This window comes from Desulfovibrio intestinivivus, from assembly GCF_053570665.1.
The window spans coordinates 790757-816365 of the sequence record NZ_JBRBQT010000001.1 but is presented as its reverse complement, the minus strand read 5'-3'; the positions used below and the strand labels follow the sequence as shown (position 1 = coordinate 816365).

13 protein-coding genes are annotated in these 25609 nt (G+C 56.2%); 1 reads left to right on the top strand and 12 read right to left on the bottom strand.

Annotated features, from left to right (window positions below; all coding sequences use genetic code 11):
- Positions 1–194: 194 nt before the first annotated feature.
- Positions 195–11381, top strand: coding sequence for a VCBS domain-containing protein (locus ACUZ9P_RS03450; RefSeq protein WP_449248652.1), 11187 nt, complete (start codon positions 195–197; stop codon positions 11379–11381).
- A gap of 116 nt (positions 11382–11497) precedes the next feature.
- On the opposite strand, the gene ACUZ9P_RS03445 is transcribed toward ACUZ9P_RS03450, so the two are convergent.
- From ACUZ9P_RS03445 to ACUZ9P_RS03390, 12 genes are all read right to left on the bottom strand, one after another.
- Positions 11498–12421, bottom strand: coding sequence for a phosphoglycerate dehydrogenase (locus tag ACUZ9P_RS03445; protein ID WP_449248651.1), 924 nt, complete (start codon positions 12419–12421; stop codon positions 11498–11500).
- A 247-nt stretch (positions 12422–12668) separates the two neighbouring features.
- A complete protein-coding gene (locus tag ACUZ9P_RS03440) occupies positions 12669–12851 on the bottom strand; it encodes a hypothetical protein (protein WP_022659683.1) in 183 nt (60 codons plus the stop codon).
- Positions 12852–13000: 149 nt separating this feature from the next.
- Positions 13001–14956 (bottom strand): sigma 54-interacting transcriptional regulator, encoded by a 1956-nt coding sequence (locus tag ACUZ9P_RS03435; RefSeq protein ID WP_449248650.1) that lies wholly within the window; start codon positions 14954–14956, stop codon positions 13001–13003.
- Between the two features lie 334 nt (positions 14957–15290).
- Entirely contained in the window at positions 15291–16721 is a 1431-nt protein-coding gene (locus ACUZ9P_RS03430; RefSeq protein WP_449248649.1) for an SLC13 family permease, read from the bottom strand.
- A gap of 524 nt (positions 16722–17245) precedes the next feature.
- On the bottom strand, positions 17246–18322 hold the full coding sequence (buk, locus tag ACUZ9P_RS03425) for a butyrate kinase (RefSeq protein WP_449248648.1): 1077 nt from the start codon (positions 18320–18322) through the stop codon (positions 17246–17248).
- Positions 18323–18472: 150 nt separating this feature from the next.
- Positions 18473–19378, bottom strand: a complete 906-nt coding sequence (locus ACUZ9P_RS03420) for a bifunctional enoyl-CoA hydratase/phosphate acetyltransferase (RefSeq protein ID WP_449248647.1) — start codon at positions 19376–19378, stop codon at positions 18473–18475.
- Positions 19379–19394: 16 nt separating this feature from the next.
- On the bottom strand, positions 19395–19619 hold the full coding sequence (locus ACUZ9P_RS03415; RefSeq protein ID WP_022659689.1) for a 4Fe-4S dicluster domain-containing protein: 225 nt from the start codon (positions 19617–19619) through the stop codon (positions 19395–19397).
- A complete protein-coding gene (locus ACUZ9P_RS03410) occupies positions 19619–20149 on the bottom strand; it encodes a 2-oxoacid:acceptor oxidoreductase family protein (protein ID WP_298996129.1) in 531 nt (176 codons plus the stop codon). The genes ACUZ9P_RS03415 and ACUZ9P_RS03410 overlap by 1 nt, the downstream gene beginning before the upstream one ends.
- Before the next feature lies 1 nt (position 20150).
- Positions 20151–20981, bottom strand: a complete 831-nt coding sequence (locus ACUZ9P_RS03405) for a thiamine pyrophosphate-dependent enzyme (protein ID WP_022659691.1) — start codon at positions 20979–20981, stop codon at positions 20151–20153.
- Between the two features lie 12 nt (positions 20982–20993).
- Positions 20994–22121 (bottom strand): 2-oxoacid:acceptor oxidoreductase subunit alpha, encoded by a 1128-nt coding sequence (locus ACUZ9P_RS03400; RefSeq protein WP_298996126.1) that lies wholly within the window; start codon positions 22119–22121, stop codon positions 20994–20996.
- Positions 22122–22643: 522 nt separating this feature from the next.
- Complete coding sequence (locus tag ACUZ9P_RS03395) at positions 22644–23912, bottom strand: (Fe-S)-binding protein (protein ID WP_449248646.1); 1269 nt, start codon at positions 23910–23912, stop codon at positions 22644–22646.
- Complete coding sequence (locus ACUZ9P_RS03390; protein ID WP_449248645.1) at positions 23909–25300, bottom strand: FAD-binding oxidoreductase; 1392 nt, start codon at positions 25298–25300, stop codon at positions 23909–23911. The genes ACUZ9P_RS03395 and ACUZ9P_RS03390 overlap by 4 nt, the downstream gene beginning before the upstream one ends.
- Positions 25301–25609: the final 309 nt, after the last annotated feature.

The window sequence follows — 25609 nt, the reverse complement described above, 5'->3', positions numbered from 1 at the left end:
AGGGCTGTCGGCAGCATTGGCTGCTGGACGCATTTCCTTTTTATTCGCGAAGGTTTCCCCTTCTTTATTCCCCGTCATTGCGGCGCATTGGCGCCCTTTTTCCGCAAACGCGTGAGTGCCGTTTTTGCGGCTTATGCCGTTTTGCGCGTTAAACCGGGTATTGTTGTAATGCCCAGTAAAAAGAAGGTTTTTCCATGGCAGACATCAAGCTTGTTCGCCCCTCCGCCGGTCAGACTGCCGTTATCCCCAGCGCGCCCGATGCCCGCATGGTTCTTGATTTTTCTGCTGACCAGGTCAGCATTGAACGCCCGCAAGGCTCCGACAGCCTCTTTTTCCGCTTTGACGATGGCGCAGCCATTGAATTGCAGAATTTTTACACCCAGTACAACAAGGACGACATCCCCTCATTTGAGGTTGACGGTCAGCTCATTGCGGGTGCGGATTTTTTCAACGCCTTCGGGCCTGACCTTGCCCCTGCCGCTGGCCCTTCAGCATCGCCCACCCGCAGTGGCAGATACAGCGATTTTGCCAACGCGGGGCTTGAAGACGGCGTAAATCATCTTGACGGGCTTGATTACCGTCTTGGCTTTGGCGGCGATACCCAGCCGAACATCAATCCTTACGCTTCGTCCTTTCTCACCAATGCCGCACCCACGTTGTCCACTGGTGGTGCAGTCATTGCCATTGGCCTCACGGAATCCGCATGGGACGGCAAAACCGCCAGCGCCGCGCCTGTGGTCAGCCAGAGCGGCTCATTTTCTGTGGCCGACCCGGATGGCGACAGCCTGACCACCACCGTGAACATGGGCGGCAAGGTTGTAGCTGTCAGCACCGCTGGCCCCACGACTATTGAAAGCGACTACGGTACGCTTGTTATCACGCCCAAGGGCGGCGGCAGCAATGTCACCTTTGAATATACCTACACCCTCAAGCAGGATCCCGACAGTCCCACAGACAGCCTTGCTGAAGGCGAGAAGCAGGCCGACAACATCGTCTTCTCCATCAGTGACGGGCAGGGCCATACCGTGACCCAGCCCATCAACGTGGTAATTACCGGCATCAACGATGCGCCGGATATTACGGGGGTTGGCTCTACGCTGACGCTCAAGGAAGGCGGCGTCTACGCCGACCAGCCTGTGGGGGACAAACTGCATGCGGATGAGCTGAACGGTGCACCCGGTGTGCAGGCTATCCTGAGCGGCACCATTACGGCTCATGATCCCGACCACGGCGCGCAATTGTATTTTGGCCTCAAGGATGTGAACGGCAATCTGCTGGACATGACCAGCGTCAACGCTGACGGCACCCTCAAGGGCACGTTTGTGATCGGTTCTGTTAACAATCCCGACCATACTACTTCCGATGTGGTGGTGACGGGCATAGCCGAGCAGGGCGGGCAGATTGTCATCAGCACCAATTATGGCGATCTGGTGCTGGGAAAAACCAGCGACACCACGGCCACGTATACGTTTACGCTGAAAAACGCCGATGGCGAGGGGGCCACCAACAAACTGGCCGAGGGCCAGCAGGTCAGCCTGAAGTTTGAGCCCTATGTGCGTGACGAGCACGGCGCTGAAGACGGCAACAGCTCAACCCTGCGGGATGGCACCGTGGCGGGCAACGCCATTGTTATCAACATCCTGGGCACCAACGATACGCCCACCATTACGCAAAACACCTGGAACGGCCAAAGCGGCAGCACCGCCCTGAGCGCCACTCTGACTGAAGCCAGCGACAGCACCGCCCAAAGCTCTGTGACCGGCACGATCATCGGGCATGATGTGGATAATGGCGACTCGCTGCACTACGGTCTGATCCAGCCCGGCAGCGACACCATGCACGGCAAGGTGTATGTGGTGCTTGCCAGTGACGGGCATACCTTAACGGCCACCACGGATGCATCCACCGCCGCCACAGCCAAAAACTATGTGGGCGAATTCACTCTGACAGAAGATGCAGACCCCACCAAGGGCGCATCCTACAAGTTCACTCTGTACAATGATTCGCCCGCCGTGCAGGGCATGCAAGATGGCGATTCGCGGGATGTTTCCATCGGTCTGGTGGCGCGCGACAGCTTTGGCGCCTATGTGCAGGAAAGCGTCAGCGTTACCGTCAAGGGTGCCAATGACACGCCTGTTATCACTACCGCACCGACTCTCGCCGCACTGTCGGTGGTGGAACTCGGCGTCAAGAATGTGCAAGGCGACCCCAATGAAGCCTTTGCAGGCACATCCAAGGATGCAGATTCTGGACACAGCTTTACCGTGACCGATGTGGACAATAAAGACACTCAGGCCGTCAATATCGCGGTGAAGGAATTACCGGGCGCAAGCGTTACAAGCGATGGTAAGGGTACCTTCACTGTAGAAATGCCTGAAGGCACGTTTACGCTTAAGGCTGGCACCGCCGTTGCCAACGATTCCGGCAGCAGCAAAACCTACACGTATGCCTACGACCTGCATAATGACGCCAGCGCCACGCAGGCCCTCCATGAGGGCGAAACTCGCAGTTATAACTTTACGGTTACGGTCACGGACAGCAAGGGCGCGCACGTTGATCAGCCCATCAGCCTGACCATCACGGGCACCAACGACCAGCCCCAGTTGACCATAACTCCCGGCGACTCCGGCACACTGAAGGAAGACGCTGCCACAACCACCTCCGCAGGTACCTGGGCCGTGGCCGATCCTGATAACGATGGTGCCAGTCAGACCCTCTCCATTGCAGGCATGGGACAGACCGCCAGCGGCGCAATGAATGTAAGCAGCCATGCTGGCAACCCCGTTTCCGTCGCAACGGACTACGGCACGTTGACCCTGACGTCTGACGGCAAATACACATACGAGCTGGATAACAGCAAACCAGCCGTGCAGAAGCTTGGAGACGGGCAGTCGCACACGGAAAGCTTCACCGTTACCACCACAGATATCCATGGAGCTAACCACTCCCAGGCAATAACAGTGGTTATTAATGGCACCAATGACAATCCCGTCATTGGCAGCTCCGCTATCACTGTTGACGTGATTGAAAAGGGCGTGCAGGGCAGCCATGACCCCGGCCACTCCAATGATCTTTTCAACGGCACGGTTGCGGCTCAAGGCTACGTTACCGCCACGGATGTGGACGATAACGACAATTCTGGCGGCAAACCCGAGCTGACCTTCAGCGTGGCCGCCGGAACCGGCACCACGGTGGACAACAGTGGAGCCAACAGCGCAACAACCGTAACCACCAGCTACGGCACACTTGTTATTGACCCCAAGACTGGCGCTTATACCTACACGCTCGACAACGACAAGGCCGATGCGCTCAACGAAAACCAGAAAGTCACGGAAACCTTTGTGGTCAAAGTGGCGGACGGGCATGGAGGCTCAGTAACCCAGCCCATTACCGTGACCATCACAGGCACAAACGATAGGCCAGACCTTTCCCTGGCAGCACCGAGCGCTGGTTCCTTTAAGGAAGACAGCGGCAGCTATCAGGCCAGCGGCACCTTTACTGTGGCTGATGCCGATGCTGACGGCGCGTTCAAGGGCAGCACCAACGGCGCGGCCAACCATAGCTATGCCATCGCTGGCGGCACCTCCAACGGTGAAACCACTACCGGTACGGCCAGTGTGGATCCAGGAACTGGAGTGGCTACCTATACGACCAATTTCGGCGTTTTTACCGTCAATCCGGACGGCACCTACAAGTATGATCTGAACAATGGCTCCAATGCGGTGCAGAATCTGGGCGAGGGACAAACCCATACCGAGACGTTCCAGATCACGGTGAAGGATCTGCACGGCTCCATAGACACGAAACCCCTGTCCTTCACAATCACTGGCGCCAACGATCAGACCCTGATTAACAAGAACAGCGGCACCCTGACTGTCAAGGAAGCGGGCGTGGTTTCTCTGTCGGACCCGGCGCACACCAGTTCTGGTTCGTCCATCCCGGGCTACAATAATGTGGCCGCCAACGGCAGCAAGCTGAACGATGGTTCCAAGGCAGTGAGCGGCGGTTCGTTTACCGTGACGGACATGGACACCAATGATGTCCTCAAGGCCACTTTGAGCGGCGGCAAGATTGCCACGCCTGTCATCATGATGGGTGACAACAAATGGAGCGTCAACGATGATTACGGCAAGCTGACGGTCGAAGAATTGCGTAGTGTCAACAGCGATAGTTCGGAATCCATCACCTATTCGTACCGCTACGCTGTTAATCAAAACAAAACTGCAAGTCTAGCCGAAGGCGAAACCAAAACTCTGAATTACACCATTTCCGTTACGGACGGTCACGGCAATCCTGTGGCGCACAATATCGCTATCAACGTACAGGGCACCAACGATGCGCCCTCCGTGACGGGCCAAACCCTTACGCTGAAGGACGACGGACGGCTGGACGGCGGCAATGCTCATATGCCAGCAGACTCGGCAACGCCAACTGCCCATGGCAACAGCTATGCAGCTTCGGTTGAAGGCACGTTGGCTGGCACGGATTCTGATCATGGAGCCAAGCTGACGTACGGCCTCATTAACACCGTTTCAGCCGGCGACCCCAACGCTTACAAGCATATGGGCACGGATTCCGGCGAGCTTGCCTCGGGCACCGTGGCTGGCACCGTTGTTAAGGATGGTTCACTCCCGTCAGATCCGCCTGCTTCCATCAGCGCAGACATGGTTGCGAGCACTGGTGCATATCCCGGCACTGGCGGTGGCAATGCCACGGCGGTGGACATCTACGCCAAAGGCCATTCGGGCGACGCTGCCTACCACTACGGAACCCTCTTCCTCAATGAGGGCACGGGCAAGTATACCTTTGTGCTGGATACGACAAGCAGCGTGGTCAACGCTCTTGGTTCCGGTGAAACGCTCACTCTGAACTTCCAGGCCGTGACTGTGGACGAACACAACGCGTCTTCAACGCCAACGACCATCCCCATCGTCATTTACGGCACCAATGACAAGCCCGAGCTTACACTCGCCTCTGCCAACCTTGACGTCACCGACCAGACTGCCGTCACAGCCGCTTCCGTTAATGGTAATATCACGGTTAAAGACCCCGACGATGTCGTCACTGGCCCGGACACAACAATAAAATTCGGTATCATGGCGAATGGCGTGACTGGCGATGAAGGTACAACACCAGCCACAAGCACATCAGTGGATGGCAAATACGGTACGTTCAGCATTGATCCTGCCACTGGCAAGTATACCTACACAATCGCTAAAAATAATGCCGACGTCATCAGTCTTGGCAAGAATGAAGAGCATTCCGAGACCTTTAAGGTGGCAGTGGTGGACAAGTTCGGTGCTTTCGACATCAAGGAAGTCACCGTGACTATCCACGGCCATGACGATCCCACCATCATCAATACAGGCTGGGTCACGCCCAGCAATGCTGTGGTGGAGTCTGGTGTCAACCCGGTCACCAGTGCCGCTGCTGCTGCCAATGCCGCCAAAATGCAGGACGGTAGCGCTGGCGTGCGCACTGCCACTGGCTACATTGGCGCGCACGATGCCGATACCACGGACAACAACGCTCTCGCCTCCGCTGCTGAAAGTGCCAAGCTGCACTATGTTATTCAGGTGGGCGGCAAGAACTGCGATCTGAATGCCCTCATGGCTGGCACAGGTCTGCAAACGGGCACAGCCAGCATAGATGCCGATGGCAAGCTGACCCTTACGGGTGGTTCTGCCAGCACTCTTGACGTGGGGCAGGCCGCCAAAGATGCCAGCGGCAATATTGTCATCAAGCTGGAAAACGGTTCGCTGACCATCTCCAAGGATACCTCGCATACTGACGCCAACGGCACGTCCGTGTTCAAATACGTCTACACTGTGGACAACACTGATGCCGATGTGCAGAAGCTGAACTTTCATGGACACACGGAGGACAACTTCTCTGTGGTTATTCATGACAGTGCGGGGGCGGAGGCGAGCAAGGACCCCGTCCCAGTATCCATCCGCATTGAGGGCGCCAACGACAGGCCCATCATTACGCAGGCCCCTGCCGTCACCCTGGCTGAAAGCGATGCGCATTCCACGACCGGACAGGTAGAACTGCTGGATTATGAACAGACCGGGGGCACAGCCCAGACGGTATCTTCGGGTTTCACCTTCTCGCTGGTAAAGTCCACCACTGACTACTCTGGCGACACACCAGTTCAGCAAGGCACATACGGTCGCCTGATCATTGATCAGGCCACTGGCGCATACCGCTATGAACGTACAGAGGATCTGACATCACTTGCCAAGGGCAGTTCTGTTACCGATACCTTCTATGTGCGCGTCAAGGATGCCGACGGCGCGTATTCTGAAATCAAGCCCATTGTCATTACCATCACAGGTGAGGATGCCGCAGGCAAGCTGGCAGGCAACACGCTGAACATCACGGAGGACGGCGTTACAGGTTCAATCCAGGGCGTTTTGCACTATACCGAGGCTGACAAGCTGGGCGCCAACAAGGCGCAGCCTGTTGATGCCAGCGGTGGAATACTCGCTGCCGGGGTTATTCGCGGGTATCTTGGGGTGAATGATCCGGATACCAATCTGGATGCCGATGATCATGCCCTCAAGAACCTCACCGCAGGCGCGGAGAAAGACAGCTACCACACCTACACCTACAAGACCCTGTCCTACACTGACGATACGGGTTCGCACTCTGTCAGCGGCAGCAGTGCTGCTACTGGCGGATATGATTACAAGGTCGGCGATTACGGCACATTGCATGTGAACGGGGATGGTTCCTATACCTTCACGCCCGATACCAGCAGCAAGGCATTCAATAGTCTGGCCCAGAATGAACATGTCAGTGTGAACCTCGACATAACCGCCCACAGCGACAGTGCTTCGCACGGTCAGTCCATTGATGGCTCTCTCAGCATTACCATCACCGGCACCAACGATGTGCCGGTGGTGGATATTACGCAGGGAGCCTTTTCGGTAGACAAGTATACCGACAGCTTCACGGGCGTTGAAAACAGCTCCGCCCAGTTTACTGGAGCCATAACCGGGGATACGGCAATAGACTACCTTGTGACCCACCAGAATCTGCTCCAGAAGTATGTGGAGCAGGAAGCTAAAGAGATTATTGATAATATCAAAGATCACGGAGGGTTGCTTGCTCAGGGATTTATAGCCCTGGCTGGTGAAGCCAATGCTATTAAAGCTCTTGTTGATATGGCCAGCGGCGTCAACAGCTTCTTGGACAAACTTGGCGCGCTGGATGATATCCTCAAACTGGCCGGTCGCACAGACGACATCACCAGCTTCCTCAAGGGGGAGCTTGCCGGGCACACTGTTGTTGTGGACAGCGACGAAACCGCGGTTTGGTCAAACTCCCACGGCGGCGATGTTGTGGTGCGTGGTATGCTTACCACCAAAGACATCGTCAGCGATGTGGACCATGGTACCAAATTGAGCTTCTTTGCCCTGGAAGAAGACAATAAGGGAAACACCACAGGCAATCTCACACAGAGCATAAAGGGCGAATACGGTACGCTGGTAATCCATTCTGATGGTTCCTACCAGTACGTGCTAGACTTCAACGGCCAGGAATATAAAGACTTTGCCATAGGACATCCCATTGGCGGGCTGGCCAGTGAGACATTCAAGGTTTATGTGCGCGACGAAAACAACGCTGTGGCAGATAAACCCATTGAGCTGGTTATCAATGTAAAGGCACCATCGCTCGGCGATGGTGGCAGTGGTAGCGGCAGCGTTGGTGATCTTGATATTCAGTCGATTGATAATGTTAAGGTTCAGGAGGACGGCACTACATTTGCCAAGGGCAGCGTACTGGATGAAAAAAATTCCCACCACCCCCAATACGATTCGGGCTTGTGCCTCACGGGCAAATATACAACTGTAGACGCTAATGGCACTACTCCATTACATGCTGAAAAAAATGTCAGCAGCATTCCCACGAAGTACGGAACCATCACACTTCTGCCCGACGGTTCCTATACGTATACGCTGAACAACGACAGCTCCGAAGTGCAGCAGCTCCGGGCTGGTGATAGCATTACTCAGAAGTTTGAGATTACCAATGGCAGCGATTACAAAACAATCACCATCACCATCAATGGCAGCAACGACAAGCCGTACGTGGTTTCGCAGAACGATACCGTGGCCCTGGAGCAGCATGCGGACGGCACATGGGCGCAAACAGACCCTTCTGGCTCCTTCACCCTGGCTGATGTTGACAAGGGTGAAACAGACAAGCTTGAACCAACCTCGTATACGGTTACGGGCAAGCTCGGCGGCATATTCACTGTCACCAAGGGCAGCAACGGCAATTTCTCCTACACCTATGCGGCTCCTGCTGACGGCGCAAACTACAGCGGGCATATGAAAGACAGCGCAACGCTGACTCTTTCCAATGGTAATACTGATGGCGACAAGGTCGGCGTCACGCTTGTTGCCGACCTCAATTACGCCAACGACAAGCCCAATGCCCCTGTGCTGGTGGCTGGTTCTGATGTCGCGGTAACGGAAGATTCCCCGGCGGACATGGTGGCCAAGGGTTCCATTACCGCTACAGATCCGGACGTAACCGCGACCGGTGCGCCCAAGGATGCGCTTAGCTTCGCCATTGTAGGCAGCGATGGCAAAGCCACGGGTATGGTCACGGACAACGATTATGGCACCCTGATCATGGGCAAGGATGGCAAGTACGAATTCCATCTCAATACCAGCAGCGAGGCTGTGCAACAGCTTGGCGACGGGAAATCGCATGAAGTGACCTTCACGGTTCGCGCGAGCGATGGACATGGCGGCTACACTGATGCGCCTCTCACCGTCACCGTGAATGGTGTCAACGATGCCCCTGTCATTACCCTGCATGCCGATGGTTCCAGTGTGGCTGGTTCGGGCGCGGCCCTCTTTGTGGCCGACGGTCAGGCAAACCTGACAGTCGGCGGGACGGCAGTGACGTACGATGTTGATGCGGGCGACAGCCTCACGCTCAACCTCAACGGGCATGCCATCACATCCACATTGGACAGCGCATATGTCAGAGAGAAAGTTACGGCTTACAGAGATGAAAGTGGCAATTGGCACACAGGCACAAAATCTGGCTATGAATCTGTGGATATGGGGTGGTTGCAGCTGAACAAGGACGGCACCTACAGCTTCCAGGGAAATAAGGACGGCATTGCCCATCTTGCCCAGGGTGAAACCCTGCATGTAAACGCCACAATCGGCGTGAGCGATGGTAGTTTAACGGATACAGCCGCGGTTGCGATCACCATTACCGGCACCAATGACGCCCCAGTCATGAAGGCCTTTAATGCAGTTTCCACAACGCTCACGGATAATGGGGCCAGCGCTCAGATGCTCACGGGCACCATTCCCGCCTCCGATGTGGATGATGGCGACAAGCTGACCTACTACATCAAGTCTGACGGCAAGTATGTGACGGAGCTGCACGACGGGCACGGTACGCTCAAGCTTGATGGCCAAAAGTATACCTATACACTTGATGCTGATTACGCCAAAGACTTCGAGGCCCAGGGCAAGGACGTTGTAACCGCAGGTGGCTCATTTACCGTTGTGGCTGTGGATCCGCATGGCGTGGAGGCCAGTCAGACCTTGGCAATCACCCTCAAGGGCGTGAACAACGCCCCCACCTTCACTGCCCCCAGCCTTTCCATTGTGGAGGGGGCAATCCCTCTCACCGGGAACCTGGGTGCTGCGGACGTGGACACCAACGATGCCGGACTGCTGACATACAGCATTGCCTACGGCTCTAGCAGCGCCACGGCTTCCGGTGCAACAAATGCTGTTGTGGAAGGGCACTACGGGCAGCTGACTCTGGATGCCTCCGGCAACTACAAATACACCCTGACCAACCACGAACTGGCCCAGGGTGCGCCAGCCACGGAAACCTTCACCGTTACAGTGAATGACGGGCACGGCGGCACGGTAAGCCATGACGTTGTTGTCAACATCACCGGCACCAACGATGCGCCGGTGGTAACAGCCTCGACCTATAATGCGGCTACGGAAAGCGGAACATTCGCATTCAGCGATGCAGATGTGGCGAATGCCCACACCCTGTCGGTCAGCATCGGCGGTGTTTCTGCAAATGTAGTGAAAGACTCTGGCGGCGCGTATGTTGCCCAAACCCAGATCGGCAACTTCACGTTTACGCACGACGGTACAGACACATCGGGTTCTGGCCAGCAATGGAGTTATGCCTTTGTGGCTGATGCCACCCTCGCTGCCAGCATGCGGGAGGGTACGCATACTGACTACACTGTAAAGCTTGGCGTTAACGACGGAATTGGCGCGGTGGATTCCAGTGTAACTGTGTCGGTAAATGGCACCAACGAGGCCCCCATTGCGATAGATGTGGATAATGGGCTGCTGTTCGGGCATGTCACAGCGATCAATAATGAGCACTCCGATGTGTTGGCATTCCAATCCGATGCCAGTGGAAGTCACCTCGGCACCATGCATATGCATACTGACGGCAGCTATGAATATGCTCTTGGCACGGCAGAAAGCGCTCTTGGCACTCTCCGGAATGCTTATGACTCTTCTTCCGATGGGCATGTGCATGACCATTTTGGTTTCAATGTAACAGATGGTCATGAAACCAGTACCGAGTCTACCCATTCCGGTGGCTTGAGTATTGATCTGCACAATGGCGCGCAACTGGATGCAGTCGGCGGGCAGTTACTCTTTGCCGATGGCAACCTTACCGGCACAGAGCATAATGATGTCATTCTCGGCGGCAGCCATGACGATAGCCTTTACGGTGGCAGCGGCGACGATATCCTCTACGGCGGCATAGGGCACAATGAACTGCACGGTGGAGACGGCAACGATACCCTTTATGCTGGCAATGCAGGCGATCACCTTTACGGCGGTGCTGGCAACGATCATCTGTACGGCGGCGCTGACAGTGACTTCCTTGACGGCGGAGCCAATACCTTTGCCGCAGATGGTGGTGGCAACCACCTCTATGGCGGTGCTGGTGATGATGTGCTGGTGTTCCATAAGGGTGATGCCATTGACGGCGGCATCGGCACGGATATGCTGGTGGTCAAGGGCGGCAGCGTGGATGAGCTGTTTACAGGAGCGGAACACGCCAAGGGCGTGGACGGCATCACGGGCGTGGAAGTCATGGTCAGTGCTTCCGGCAGTGCTTTGGAAAATCTTACCGACATGGCGGCGATTGCAACCAAGGCCGGGGTTTCCATCAGCACTGGCAGTGACGGCAGTACCGCTGTGTCATTTGATGCTTCGCATACATGGGCAACCACAACGCAGACTGCGAGCAATGGAACCGTGTGGGATGTGCATAGCACAACCATAACCATCGACAGCGCCGAGCAGACAGTTCAGGTTGCGGTGCAGCAGTTAACGACCAATCAGGGCGGCTAGGGTCGTCATCGCCCTCTGATACAGTAAATAACAAGCCCGCCCGCATTCTCCTGTGAGGATGCGGGCGGGCTGCATTTCGCGCCCACAGGCGCGTACTATTCAGGCCGTGAAGCTGCTTACAGCCCCAGATCGCGCAACAGGTTGGCCACTGCCATGTTGCCCATGGTTTCCGTGGCACCTGCGGTGGAGGACGAGCAGTGCGAACCCATCACAAGGTTGTCCAGCTCATACCATGCTGCATCAGCCGGGGGTTCCTGTTCAAATACGTCAAGGCCCGCGCCGTAGATGCTGCCCTCTTTCAGGGCTGCCAGCAGGGCGGCTTCGTCAATAAGCCCGCCGCGCGCGGTGTTGATCAGCACGGCTGTCTTTTTCATGCTTGCAAGACGCTGGGCATTGATGAGGTTGCGGGTGTCATCCGTCAGCACCGTGTGCAGGGTGATGAAGTCGGCCTCGCGGCAAATGCGGTCAACATCTGCGCGTTCCACGCCTTCCTTGGCGGCCCAGACATCGTCCCACACAACATCATGAGCCAGAATCTTCATGCCAAAGCCCTGTGCGCGTTTGACCACGCAGCGGCCAATGGCCCCAAGGCCGATAATGCCGATGGTTTTGCCGTACAGGTCAATGCTGGTGATCTTGCCCCAGTCTTTCTGGCGGCAGCGGCGGTCGATAAGCCCGGCTTTGCGGGCCACCATGAGCATGAGGGTCAGGGCGTAGTCGGCCACGGCATTACTGTTGGCCCCCACGGTGCGCGAAACCGCGATGCCTCGCTCCTTGCAGGCCGCAAGGTCGATATTGTCCAGCCCAACGCCGTATTTGGCAATGGCCTTGAGGGCGGGGGCAGCGGCCAGCACCGGGGCGTCCATGGGGTCAACGCCAAGAATAACGCCAGCGCAATCGGCCAGCTTTTCCTTCATCTGCTCGGCGGAGAGAATGCCGCCCGTGTCGTTGCGTATCACTTCCAGCCCGGCCTGGGCCAGACGGTCAAACAGCTCGGGATTTGTTTTGCCGAAAGAACGGGGTGTTACAAGAATTTTCACAAAAACTCCTTGTGCGGATATGGGCAGAATCTGGGCCGGGAACCGGCGCATACAGCCTTACTATTCTGCGGGTATTTGTCAACGCGCGCGGGTAAACGAAAAAATGTCGGAACGACGGCAGCAGAAGGCCAAGATGGCCGATTGCTGCCGGGCCGCAGCCTGATCCTGATTCGTGGTTTACCCTCTCAACGCGCAACAGCCGCCGGGCAGTACCCGGCGGCTGTTCCTCTTCGTACGGCAAAGCGTATTAAGCCTGCACGTCCAGCTTTCCGCCGATGCCCTCGGCGGCAAGCCCTTGGCTGCGCATGTTCTGCTCCATTTCCGCGCCCTTATCAATAGTGCCACTGATAAGCGCTGCAGACATGTTGGCCTGAATGTTCAAGGCGCTTCTGGCCAGGCTTACGCTCATGCCCATCTTCACATCGTCCATGGCTTGCTCCTTGGCCGCTTGTGCGAACCTGTGCATCCATCTGATCGGCAAAAGCGCAAAAAACTGTAGGGCAAAAATACTAAAGCAAGACCAGCCGTGATTATGGGCGTCAGATGCGCGGCTGGCTTCAGGTCATATTCGCCTTGGGGTCAGTCCTGCCCCTGTTCTTCGCCTTCAAGTTCCTTGAGCTTTTTCCACACGGTCACGCGGCTGATGCCAAGAGCGTCAGCCAGGGCCTTTTTGTTGCCGCCGTGCTCTTCAAGCGAGGCCTCAAGAATGAAGCGTTCCATCTCTGCCATGGTGCCGCGCGGTACCTGCAAAACATCATCCAGAGGGTGGCATGGGCCAGACATGCCCTGCCGCAGGCAGTGCCGCCGCATGATGTCTGTAATCAGCGCGTCAAAGTCCTGTTGCTCGTCATAGAGGGTAAACACGCGCTCCAGAATATGCTCCAGTTCGCGCACATTGCCCGGCCAGCCGTGCGCCGACAGCGCGGCAAGCGTTGCATTGTCAAATTTGAGGCGGCTGCGTCCGGCCACGTGTTGATGGCTTTTTTTGATAAAATGGGCAATGAGCGTGGGGATGTCTTCCTTGCGCTTGCGCAGTGGCGGTATTTGCAGCGGCAAGATGTTGAGCCTGAAGAACAGGTCGCGCCGAAAAGAGCCTTCCTGCGCCATGGCGTAGAGGTCGCGGTTTGAAGCCGCAATAATGCGCACGTCAATGTTGATTACGCGGTCGCCGCCAATGCGGAAGATTTCTTTTTCCTGCAAGGTGCGCAGCAGACGCACCTGCGTCGCGAGGCTCATTTCGCTGATTTCATCCAGAAATAGCGTCCCCCGGTGGGCCAGCTCAAACATGCCCGGCTTGCCGCCCTTGCGCGCTCCGGTAAAGGCCCCTTCCTCATAGCCAAAAAGTTCGCTCTCCAGTAGGTGCTCGGGCAGGGCCGCGCAGTTCAGGGCCACAAAGGGGCCTTTTTTGCGCTCGCTGAAATTGTGGATGCTCTGGGCAAAAAGCTCCTTGCCGGAACCTGTTTCTCCCTCAATGAGAATGGAGGCGCTGCTGCGGGCATAGCGCTTGGCTTCGGCCACAACCGGGCCAAGGGTATTTTTTGAACCGATGATGTCTGAAAAATTGTATTTTGCCACCAAACCCTTGCTGGCAAGCTGTACGCGGGCCTCAGCTTCGATTTTCTGGATTTTGGAAAGTTCCTGAAAAACAATGATGGTGCCCTGATCATGCTCGCGAACGCGGATAGGTACGCGGTTGACCACAAGGGTCTTGCCCTTGAGGGGCAAGACCTTGTCCACGGTGTATTCGCCGTTGCCGAGCATCTGCTTGAGTTCCGGCGGCGTTGACGGGGCATCAATGTCCATGCCCACCAGCTTCTTGCCGTGCAGGTCAAGCATCTGCTTTGCTGGGCGGTTGCAGATGGCAATGGTTTTGTCGCGATTGACGGAAACGATGCCGCTGAGAGAATAGTTGATAATATTGTTCAGGCGGCGGGAGCGTGTACGCTCCTTGATGTGCTGGTCAACAATGTTGCGGGCGGAAAGCACAGCCTGATGCACGCTGTCCTTGCTGGAACGTATGAGATAGTATGGCAGGCCGTACTGTGCCGCCTTTTCAATGACGCATCCGCCAAATCCGACAATGGCAACATCTTTCAGCGTGGGAAGGCGAGTAATGATACTGTTGAAGTCCTGCTCGTTGCGGTAGATGACCTGCCGGAAATTTTTAAGCCGCGCAAAGGCCGCCAATGATTCAATGTCAACGCTCAGGTTGCTGTCGTAGGTGATGCAGAGCAGGTTCTGATGACGCTCTGACGCTTCGCGCAGGGGGGTGACGATATCGTTGGCTGTAATCTGGATGGGCACCACAGGTGTTTTGACCATATGCTGGATGGCAATGGCCGTTCCCGCCTGGCTGATGATGACATCGTAACGGTTTTCCACCTCAAGCGCGTGGAGGTGCCCGCTGTTGTAAATGCCGCCATCAAATACATCCACCTCAACGCCGAACTGGCCTGCGGAGTGGCGCACAAGCTGGGCCATTTCACCATAAATGGAAACACAAAGAATACGCGGTTTGAAACTGGCTGGCAGCATGGGGGCCTCGTCATCTGAATGGTTCGCACATGGCGTATGCGCCGGGCGGTGTTAAAAACATAAACCTCGCTGTATGCAAAGTAAACATGAACAGCATGAAATATTGAATGAATACAGCAGGTATTGAGAAAGCACAGGTCAAAACCGGTCTTGCATCAGTGCCCATTGCCCTGCCATGCAAGCAACGCAAGCCAGGAATGTCTTGCACCATGTATGTCGCGATTATCCAGTATATTCTGTTCAACGACGCAGTCACGGCAAGGACTTCACAATAAAATCCATGCCGCGACTGCGTAACAAATCTGACTTGCGTACCGGATACGCCGGAACCCCGTTATTTTATGAGGCCGAGCATTTTCCAGTAGGGTATGCTGATAAGAAAGGCCACTATACATATGGCAGTATAGGCAGCCGAAAGTTTAATCATGGCTGAGTGCCGCGCCATTTTGCCCTGTGTGCCGAAATGGGCGCAAAGGTAAATGGAGTTCATGTAGCTCAGGTACCAGATATCGCTGCCGGCAAAGGTGACCATGCAGGCGATCCAGGGGTTCATGCCGTGGGCGATCATGATGGGCGGAAGAATCAGCACAAAGATGGCCGAGGCGGACGTGAGCGACACAATAACCAGTTTGACGAGCGAGGCCACAACCACCAGGGTCACAATGAACAGGGCGGGTTCGGAAATCACGTTGGCAAGAAGGGGCTGCAGCTCCGTACCAAGCCAGCGGTCAACCTTGAGAGACTGGATAACCGAGGCCATGTTCAGGATGCTGCCCACGAAAACAACGGACGACCAGTCGATGCCCGTCTTGAAATCATTCTTGTCCATAACCTTGAGCAGCATGAGTGTGCACATGGCCATGAGGGAAACTTCACCGGCAGATATCTTGTGCAGCGATTCGGTCATCCACATCAGCAGGGTGACAATAAGCACGCCCATGCACAGCTTTTCATTACGGGTCATGGGCCCGAGTTTTTCAAGCTGGGCGGTGCTGTAGCCTGCGGGCAGGCTGACTTTTTCCTTGGGCTTGTAGCAGGTCACGATGAAAAGACCCATGCCGAGGAAAACGCACACGCCATAGGGCAACGACCACAAAAGCCACTGCAGCCACGTAACGCCGCGATAAGCCTCGGGCAGCATGCCCACCAGCACGTAATGGCTGAACGAGCCGCTCATGAACATGTGGCCCATGAGGATAAAGCCCACATAGCATGCGCCGAACAGGCCATTGGCCGCGTTGGACTTGCGTTCAATGCCAAGTTCATCGCTGATGCCCATGGCAATGGGCGAAGAAAGCGTGGCCTTGGCGTTCATGCTGGGAATGAGCGGCCCGATCACAGTGCCCGAACCAATCAGCCCCCATACCTGACCGGCAAAACTGGCAGGGAACAGCTTGAGCACCCAGAGCGAGATGCGCTTTAAGAGGCCTGTTTTGCCTGCCACTGCGCCCAGGGCGAATGCACCGACCATGATCCACCAGCCGGAGGTGGAAAACGTGGCAAACGCTGTTTTGAAGGGCACGCACTTGAAGGCCGACCACAAGATACACATCATCAAACCGGTGACAAATTCTGGCACGATCTCGGTGATCCACCAACCCACAGCCCACACGGTGATGCCAAGAGCAATCATGGTCTTTTCGTTCAGGCCTTCTGGTGGCGCTTGCAGGGCAACCCAGATACCAAGGATGATGGAAAGAACAGACCCCGCAAGGCGAATGTTCTTGACCAGATTCCCTTTGTTTTCAGCAGCTATTTCAGCCATGACACTCCCTCTGTGTAAAAAAATGGAACGGCCTCAGGGCAAAAAAGAACGAAAAATTAAAAACCCCGGAGCAGACCGGAAATGCAAAAGAGGCGCAAGCAACCCAACGTAAAAATATCTTTTGTTTCATATGTTGAGCGTCACTTCAGATACAACCACAATAACGCTCTTGCCGGGCTCTAGTGCGCGCATGCCAAACACAAACAACCAGTCTGTTAAACGCGTTTGAGATATCCACAGAATCTCTTTATGCGCTTTGTTTTTGATCCCGATTTGGGCCGCATTTGCGCCATGGGTATCGTAAAAATATTGTTTGTTTTTCAGCTAACTGCAATGTGCCGTGCGCCAGTGTTTTTTGCGCTAACTATGTCAATAAGCAAGTTAAATGTTGCGTTGTCAGCAATGCGCCAACAGGCCGGAACGGTATGTCGCTCGCAGGGGCAAGGCGGAGATCCGCCTTGCCCCTGAGGGGGCTGCTTGATCTACAGGGATTGGGGTAAGCAGCGCGACACGGGTGCACCTGACTATTCGTGGAAGGTATGGAAACCTTCTTCCTTGCGCAGTACGCGCAAAATTCCGTATGCCAGCGCTTCCAGCTCGTTTTCTCCCGGCAGTACCATGACCTCGCCGAGGAACTGTATCCGGGGCACCACGCGGTCAATGATGTACGAGGAGTTGGCCAATGCGCCGGTAAGCACAACAACATCCACCTTGCCGTTGATGACCGCAGCCAGCGAGGCAATGTGCTTGGCGACCTGATAGGTCATGCCGTCGTACACAAGGCGGGCTTTTTCATCGCCTTCGGCAATGCGGTGTTCAACCTCAAGGGCGTTGTTGGTGCCAAGGTAGGCCATCAGGCCTCCCTGACCGCGCGTGCGCCGCGTGGCTGAATGGCGGTCAAACTTGCCCGAAAAGCACAGGTCGATGAGCTGCCTGTTGGGCAGGCCGCCGGAACGCTCGGGCGAGTAGGGGCCTTCCTCATCAGTGATAACATCAATCATGCGCCCCTGATGAATGACCGTGGCGCTGATGCCCGCACCCATGTGGCTGACGATGATGTTCTTGTCCGCCAGTTTCCAGCCCTTGCTCGCGGCGGCCTTGATGGCCATGGCACGCATGTTGAGGGCATGGCACGAGGCCTTGCGGCGAATTTCCGGCAGGCCGGAGAGCTTGGCGATGTCTTCCATCTGATCCATCACCACGGCATCATAGATGTAGGAGGGGATGTTCAGCGGCTTGGCGATTTCGTGCGCCAGCAATGCGCCGAGGTTGGAGGCGTGGTCGTCAATGGGGCGGTGCCGCAGAAAATCCAGCATGCCCTCATCAACAAGATACGCGCCCTGCAACAGTGGGGGCAGTTTGCCGCCACGCCCGGCCACGGCGGAGAGCTGGTGCAGGTCAAACTGCTCTTCTTGCAGCGCCTTCAGTATGGCATCCAGCCGGATGGGAAACTGGGCGACGTTGCTTTCAAACCCGCGCAGGGATTCTGCCGGATGATCCACTTTTTTCTGGAACAAAAGCTCGTGGTTCTTGTAAACGGCAATCCGCGTGGAGGTGGAACCGGGATTGATGGAAAGAACGGTATAGTTGGTTTCCGCCATGTCATATCCTTGTGGAACGATGTAAAATGCTCTTGCTGTTATGGGCTGCCGCGCCTGATGCGCTGAGCGGCATTGCAGCGCGGCAGCCTGAAACCTTGCGAGCGGTTGGCTCAGGGGAACAAGCGGCAGGGCCAGCCCATCCGCAGTTGGCTACCCCGCAGCAGAGGCCGCAAGAACCATGGTTCTGAACTTGTCTTCAGCGCTCGCGGCGCGGGAATTGAGCACCACCGGCACCCTGCCGCCCACCACTATGCCTGCGGTCAGCGCGTTGGCCGTATGGCGCAGGCACTTGATAAGCACGTTGGCGGTGACAATATTGGGGCACACCAGCAGGTCAGCATCACCTGCAACGGGGCTTTCATAGCCCTTGGTGGCGGCTGATTCCGCGCATACCGCCAGATCATAGGATATGGGGCCTTCAATCAGGCATCCGGTGATCTGGCCGTTCTTGTTCATTTCTTTCAGCGCGGCGGCGTCAATGCTTTCAGGCATTTTTTCATTAACGGTTTCCGCAGAGGCCAGCACCGCAACCTTGGGATTATCAATGCCCATGCGCGCAAGGGCATCCACCGCGTTCTGGATAATGTCGCGCTTCTGTTCGAGCGAAGGCGCGATGTTGATGGCGGCATCGCACAGGGCCAGAAGCTTGGGGTAGGTGGCAACCTGCACAATGTTCATGTGCGAGATCAGCCTCCCGGTGCGGAAGCCGGTTTCTTCCTTGAACAGACCCTTGAGAAGAACGCCGGTCTGGATCAGGCCTTTGAGAATAAAGTTGGCCCGGCCTTCTTTGACCGCCATGCCAGCCCCTGTGGCGGATTCCTGCGGCGTGGCAGTTTCAACAATGGGATAGGCATCGCCCGGCAGGCCTATGGCCTTGAGTTTTGCTGCGATATCTTCCTTCTTGCCAAACAGCAGCGGCTCCACAAGGCCCACTTCAACAGCGTGCCGCACAGCTTCAAGCACATGCTCGTCTGCGGCTTCCACCACAGCCACCTTGCACTTGTGGGCTTTTTGCATCACTGCTGCTTCAAGTTCGTCAAAGCTCTTGTATACCATGACTGACTCCGGCCTGTTATTTTTCCAAAACTTCAATGGCAAAGTCGGGGCAGACCATCATGCATGTGCGGCAGCCTATGCAGGCCTGCGCATTGACCGGAGTCATAAAGAGATAGCCAGCCGCATTGTATTCCGTGCCGAAGTCGTAAACAGACTTGGGGCAGAGTTCCTTGCAGTAGCCGCAGCCCTTGCAGAGCACGGCGTCCACGCAAACTTCAAAAGTTTTCTTTTCCTCACTCATCAGTTTCCCCCCCGGGCAGCTTGGGCGGCAGCAGCGCCCCGCCTGATCACTTCCATGTTAATCTTGGCCACTTCGGGTTTGCCCTTGCGCTCGGCGATGCTCAGCAGCGTGTCCAGAGGCAGTGCGCCGGTAAGCGCCATGGCCGCTCCAAGACCGGCAAGGTTGGCCGATTTGGGCGCGCCCAGCTCGTGGGCGATCTCGGTCATGGGGATGCCGATCCAGTTGCTCAGCTGGCGGGGTTTCATGAGCGAGGTGTCGTACACAACAGGGGCTACGGCATTGTCGTAACGGGTGCCCACAACCTCGTTCAGCGCAATGATCAGATTGGGTTTGACGACCTGCTGGAAAAGGATTTCCGCATCATCCATCAGCACTTCGGCGCTGATAAAGCCGCCGCGCTGCGAGATGCCGTACGACTGGGACTGCACCACGTTGCGGCCACCCAGAATAGCGGCTTCAGCAAGGAAGGACGCGCAAAACACAAGGCCCTGCCCGCCGGTGCCAGCCATGATAAATTCATACTGGGCCATGCTACTTTCCTCCCTTGGCGGCCGTGATCACCGCGCGCTCGGCCTCGTAGCGAGTGTTGAAATCGTGAACGTCCTTGTCGGCGATGACGCCGGTGACAAAGTAGCCAAGATCCGCTGCGTTCTCGATGGAATCAAACTTTGCCTGGGAAACGGCCTTTTCCTTGAGATTGCGCAGCATATCCACAGGCTGCTTCATCTTGTTGCGGGGGCCGAACAGGGTGGAGCAGGGGCTCATGGCTTCGATAAGCGAAAAGCCTTTTTTCTGGATACCGGCAACAATGCGGTTTTTGAGGCGCATGCCGCTGGTGACGGATTCGCGGGCCACAAAGTTGGCCCCTGCTGCGCGGACCAGATCGCACACGTCAAAGCCGCGCTCGGGGTTGCCGCCAACAGAAGTGCTGGTGATGGCTCCGTTGGGCGTGGTTGCCGAATACTGGCCGCCGGTCATGCCGTAGTTCAGGTTGTTCACAATGATGGCCGTAAGGTCCATATTGCGGCGGGCCGTATGGATAAGATGGTTGCCGCCAATGGTGGTGCCGTCGCCATCGCCCATAAGAACGATGACGTGGAGATTGGGGTTGGCCGCCTTGGCGCCGGTGGCGAAGGTGAGGGCGCGCCCGTGCGTGGTATGCAGGGCATTGGCGGAAATATAATCATCGGCCTTGCCCCAGCAGCCAATGCCGGTGACGACAAGAACGTCTTCCTTTTTGAGATTCAGCTCGTCCATGGCGCACAAAAGCGCGTTCAGGACAATGCCGTTGCCGCAGCCCGCACACCACATGAGCGGCAGTGCTTCTTTGTTAAGAAGCGAGCGTGAAATAGCCTGTGCCATTGTATTTCTCCTTTACTTCAAGGCGGCTGCGATCTGGGCCGGGGTCATGATGCTGCCGTTGTAGCTGTTAACCCCAACAACCAGCGATGGATCCGGCACATACTTTTTCACTTCTCCAGCCAGCTGGCCGGAATAGTTCATTTCAGCAACAACAATACGCTTGGCCTTGCGTGCGGCTTCCCGCACTTCCACATCGGCAAAGGGCCACAGGGTTTGCAGCTGGAGAACGCCAACCTTGCCGCCGCTGGCATTTGCCTCTTGCGCGGCACTGCGGGCCGCACGGGTGACCACGCCGGAAGTAATGATCAGGGTGTCGCAGTCTTCTTTACCGAAGTAGCGCGTCATGACGATCTCATCACGGCCCTTGGCAATCTTGGTGTGCAGTTGGGCGACCCTGCGTCCGGCATTTTCGGGCGTATTGCAGCTAAAGCCGTTTTCGCCATGCATGGAGCTGGTGACATGGAAAACATAGTCGCTGCCATAGCGTGCCAGAGGAGCAACCGCGCCTTCATCAAAGCAGAAGGGCTTGTAGTCGGCGGGTGCGCAGGTGGGCTGGCTACGGTCAACCACCTCCACTTCACCCTGGTCAGGAATGACGACGTTTTCACGCATGTGGCCGCAGACTTCTTCAGGGGCCATGATGACCGGTACGCGGTATTTTTCGGACAGGTTGAAGGCCTTGACCGTCAGGTCAAAGCATTCCTGTACCGAGGCCGGGGTCAGCGCGATAATTTCCTGGTCGCCATGCCGTCCCCAGCGCAGCTGCATGATGTCGGACTGGGCCGGTTTGGTGGCAAGGCCTGTGGATGGGCCGGAACGTTGCACGTTCACTACCACCACAGGCACTTCGCCCATGGTCGCCATGCCGAGGTTTTCCTGCATAAGCGAAAAACCGGGGCCGCTGGTGGCGGTGAACGACTTCACGCCTGCCAGTGATGCACCTACGATGGCGCCCATGCTCGCCAGTTCGTCTTCCATCTGCATGAAAATACCCCCAAGCTTGGGGAGCTCGCGCGAGGCGATTTCAGCAATTTCGGACGAAGGGGTGATGGGATACCCGGCGTAAAACCGCGCTCCTGCGTAGAACGCGCCTTGGGCTATGGCGGCGTTACCCTGGATGAGCTTGCTTTGTTTTTTCATTGCCTTTCTAAACCTCGTTTCCGTTGTGGTGCCACCAGTAATTATTCTGCCATTGCTCAAATTGATGTGTACTGCTTTGTGCAAAACAACTTCATTTGTCGAATGTAACGGCATCAATTGCAGTTGTAATGGCTGTAATTCTCTTTTTTATATGAAAAATACAGGCGCTTGAGAGTGTATTTTCCTGCCATTATCCAAGAGTTGCAGTTTTTAGTTTAGCAAGTATTGTGCCAAAAAATTGATTGCCGCACTGCGCTGAAATTGCTTCTCTTTTTTCTAAAGGCTGGATTGTTTGGTTAACTATGTTTTCGGCTGTGTTGCGAAAGTTAACGTTGTGTACGGTTGCGAAATATTGGGCTGATCCGTTATTCCCGCGGAAAAATTAAATAACAGGGCGTTATGAATATTCTGCGGTTGATTGGATACTGTTTCCCCTGCGGGCATGCTCGCTGTGCAGATGGCTCAATCAAAACAGCAAGCATGCCCGCAAGGGATGCCGCGTAGGGACGCGGCATGGCCCTGTTACAGGCCATATGCCTTGGCAAGCAGTTCGGCAGTGTGCAGCACTCGAACGTTTGCGCCGCGGTGGCTCAAACCGTCGATAAGCTGCATCTTGCAGGCAGAACAGCCCGTGGCGACAACATCTGCCCCTGTGGACAGGATATCGCTGGTTTTATCTGCCAGAATCTGCTGGGACAGCTCGTAGTGGGTGGCGCTGAACGTGCCCGCGCAACCGCAGCAGACATCGGGGCGGCTCATTTCCACAAAGCGCAGGCCGGGTATGGCGCGGATGAGGCTGCGGGGCTGCTTGGAAACGCCCATGCCGCGCACAAGGTGGCAGGCATCGTGATAGGTCGCCTTGAGGGGGACGTTCTGCACATAGGGCGCAGGGCCAAGCTTGATGAGGAAGTCGGAAAAGTCGAAGACCTTGTCCTTGATTCCTTCCCACGCAGAAAGCGCGTCGCTGTTTTGCAGCACCTCGCCGTATTCCTTGCTGAGGGCCGAGCCGCAGGTGGCGCAGCCGGTGATGACGGCGTCAAAGCTGCCGCGCGAAAGGACGCGCGCGTTGTTTTCAGCCAGCAGGGCCGCGCCGTCAAAATCGCCGGACGAAAACAGTGGCGTGCCGCAACACTGAAGGTTGTCCAGCAAATGCACTTCCACGCCGTTGGCAACCAGCACGTCTATGAGGGCCTTGCCTGCATTGACATAGACATAGTTGAGCATGCAGCCGGGGAAAAAGGCCACTCGAGCACGGGCGGATCCCTTGGGGCTGCTGACGGCAGGCATGATCTTGCGCAGCGGCTTGTCGGCCAGGGCCGGGACAACGCGGCGCAGGTTCAGCCCTGCGGCGGGGATGGGAATGCGTGAAACCTTGCCCGCGCCGTTTTCCGTATTTTTGAAGAGTATGGACTGAAAAGGTTTGGCGTGGCTCAGGGCCATATCAAACAGCCGACCCTTGGTGACAGCTTTGAAGGCGATGCTCTTTGCGGCTGGCAGCTGGCCTTCTTCCGCCATCTTGCGGCGTAAGGCCATGATCAGGTCGGTGGTGTTGACGCCGGAAGGGCAGATGGCCTTGCAGCGCATGCACAGGGTGCAACGGGCGGCCAGTTCCATCAGTTCCTTGGTGGGCTTTACCGTGCCGTCCGCCAGAGAACGCAGCAGAAAAAGCTTGCCGCGTGAAGAATTGGATTCTTCGTATGTCTTGCCGTAAACCGGGCAGATGGTGAGGCACTGCCCGCAACGGGTGCATTTGAGGGCGGCTGCTTTCAATTCGTCCAGGGACTTGCTCATGCCTGGCCTCCGAAGATGCAGCCAGGATTCAGGATATTGTTGGGATCAAGAGCCTTTTTGATGGCCCGCATGGCCCCGACCTGAGCTTCGCCCAGCTGCTTGGTGATGTAGGGCGCTTTTTCGCGGCCCACGCCGTGCTCCGCAGAAACTGTCCCGCCCATCTTGATGATTTCGTAATGGAATTCGGAACGGGCCTTGGCGGCTGTTTTCTTTTCTTCATCAGAGTTGAAGAAGAAGTGCGGATGAATGTTGCCGTCGCCCGCATGGCCCTGACAGCTCACCTTGATGCCGTGCTTTTTGCCCACTTCAAAGAGCATGTGCACGGCCTGGGCAAGCTTGTTGATGGGCACAGCCGGGTCGCCGCCCAAACGTCCCTTTGCCACGCGGGCAAGGGCGGGCAGGCCGGAACGCCGCGCAACCCAGAGCTGCTCGGCTTCTTCTGCGGTTTCTGCCACGTGAAAATCGACCATGCCCAGCTGCTCGCACACCCGGCGGATCACTTCCACCTGCGGCTTGAGGGTGGAAACGTCGCCGTCCACTTCGATCAGCAGCATTGCGCCCGCATCCACGGGCAGACCGGCATGGGTGTAGTCTTCAACAGCGCGGATCAAAGTCTGTTCCTGAAATTCCATGATGGAGGGCACAACGCCGCTCGTCATGATTGCAGAAACAGCCTTGGCGGCGTTTTCAATGTTGTTGAAGGCAACGCGCATGGCGCGCTTTGCCTGCGGCAGAGGAATGAGCTTGAGGGTGATTTCTGTTATGACGCCAAGCGTACCCTCAGAGCCAGTGAACAATTGGGTCAGGTTGTAGCCGGTCACGTCCTTGATGCACTTGCCGCCCGCGCGGATGATCTCGCCCGAAGCCAGTACGACCTGCATGCCCGTGACGTAGCTTTTGGTGGTGCCGTACTTGACGCACTGCAAGCCGCCTGCATCGGTCGCCACGTTGCCGCCGATGGAAGAAAACGTGAAGCTGGCAGGGTCCGGCGGGTACATGAGGCTGTGCGCGGCAGCAGCTTTTTTGATGTCGGCAGTGATGGCGCCGGGGCCAACGACAGCCATCAGGATTTCCGGCTCCACAATGATGGAGTTCATGCGTTGCATCGAAATGATGATGGAATAGTCGCTTTCAGTAATGGCGTTGACGCTGAGGCCGCTTCCCTGGGAGCGTGTAACCACGCTGATTTTGTGCTCATTGCAGAAGCCGACGATTTTGGAAACTTCTTCGGCGGTGACGGGCAGTGCTACCAGAATAGGCAGAAAGGCTGATGGGGCCGCCCCGCCAGCATTGTAGGTGTAACAAACGAGGTCTTCCTGCTTGGTGAGCATGTTTTTTTCACCGATAAATGAAGCGATATGTGTGCGAATATCCTCTTTTGTCAGCATTTTTTCTCCTCGCTAACCGCATTGGCGCGGTGTGCAAAATTGGGGTCTTCCAAACGGCTGCCGATGGCATGAGCGTCCAGCAAGACCGCGACAACATATTCAATAAAATCGCGGACACTCCGCGCATAACTTGTCTGTTTTGACGTAACGTGAGCCGTCATTTGCCGAGAGCTTGCGGCGCTTGTTACGATAGCTCATGGCTAAGCAGCAATCATGCCACAAGAAATATAATTTTATTTTTTAATTAGTTAGATGTATTTTTATGAAATTCTGCTGCACAAAATCCCCAGTGCCCGTTTATATTGCGTA

Bases quoted from the DNA above. Each gene is read 5' to 3' on its own strand.
- ACUZ9P_RS03435 (WP_449248650.1), bottom strand. From the start codon at position 14,956: ATGCTGCCAGCCAGTTTCAAACCGCGTATTCTTTGTGTTTCCATTTAT.
- ACUZ9P_RS03430 (WP_449248649.1), bottom strand. From the start codon at position 16,721: ATGGCTGAAATAGCTGCTGAAAACAAAGGGAATCTGGTCAAGAACATT.
- ACUZ9P_RS03410 (WP_298996129.1), bottom strand. From the start codon at position 20,149: ATGGCCCAGTATGAATTTATCATGGCTGGCACCGGCGGGCAGGGCCTT.
- ACUZ9P_RS03400 (WP_298996126.1), bottom strand. From the start codon at position 22,121: ATGAAAAAACAAAGCAAGCTCATCCAGGGTAACGCCGCCATAGCCCAA.
- ACUZ9P_RS03395 (WP_449248646.1), bottom strand. From the start codon at position 23,912: ATGAGCAAGTCCCTGGACGAATTGAAAGCAGCCGCCCTCAAATGCACC.
- buk (WP_449248648.1), bottom strand. From the start codon at position 18,322: ATGGCGGAAACCAACTATACCGTTCTTTCCATCAATCCCGGTTCCACC.
- ACUZ9P_RS03390 (WP_449248645.1), bottom strand. From the start codon at position 25,300: ATGCTGACAAAAGAGGATATTCGCACACATATCGCTTCATTTATCGGT.
- ACUZ9P_RS03450 (WP_449248652.1), top strand. From the start codon at position 195: ATGGCAGACATCAAGCTTGTTCGCCCCTCCGCCGGTCAGACTGCCGTT.
- ACUZ9P_RS03405 (WP_022659691.1), bottom strand. From the start codon at position 20,981: ATGGCACAGGCTATTTCACGCTCGCTTCTTAACAAAGAAGCACTGCCG.
- ACUZ9P_RS03440 (WP_022659683.1), bottom strand. From the start codon at position 12,851: ATGGACGATGTGAAGATGGGCATGAGCGTAAGCCTGGCCAGAAGCGCC.
- ACUZ9P_RS03420 (WP_449248647.1), bottom strand. From the start codon at position 19,378: ATGGTATACAAGAGCTTTGACGAACTTGAAGCAGCAGTGATGCAAAAA.
- ACUZ9P_RS03415 (WP_022659689.1), bottom strand. From the start codon at position 19,619: ATGAGTGAGGAAAAGAAAACTTTTGAAGTTTGCGTGGACGCCGTGCTC.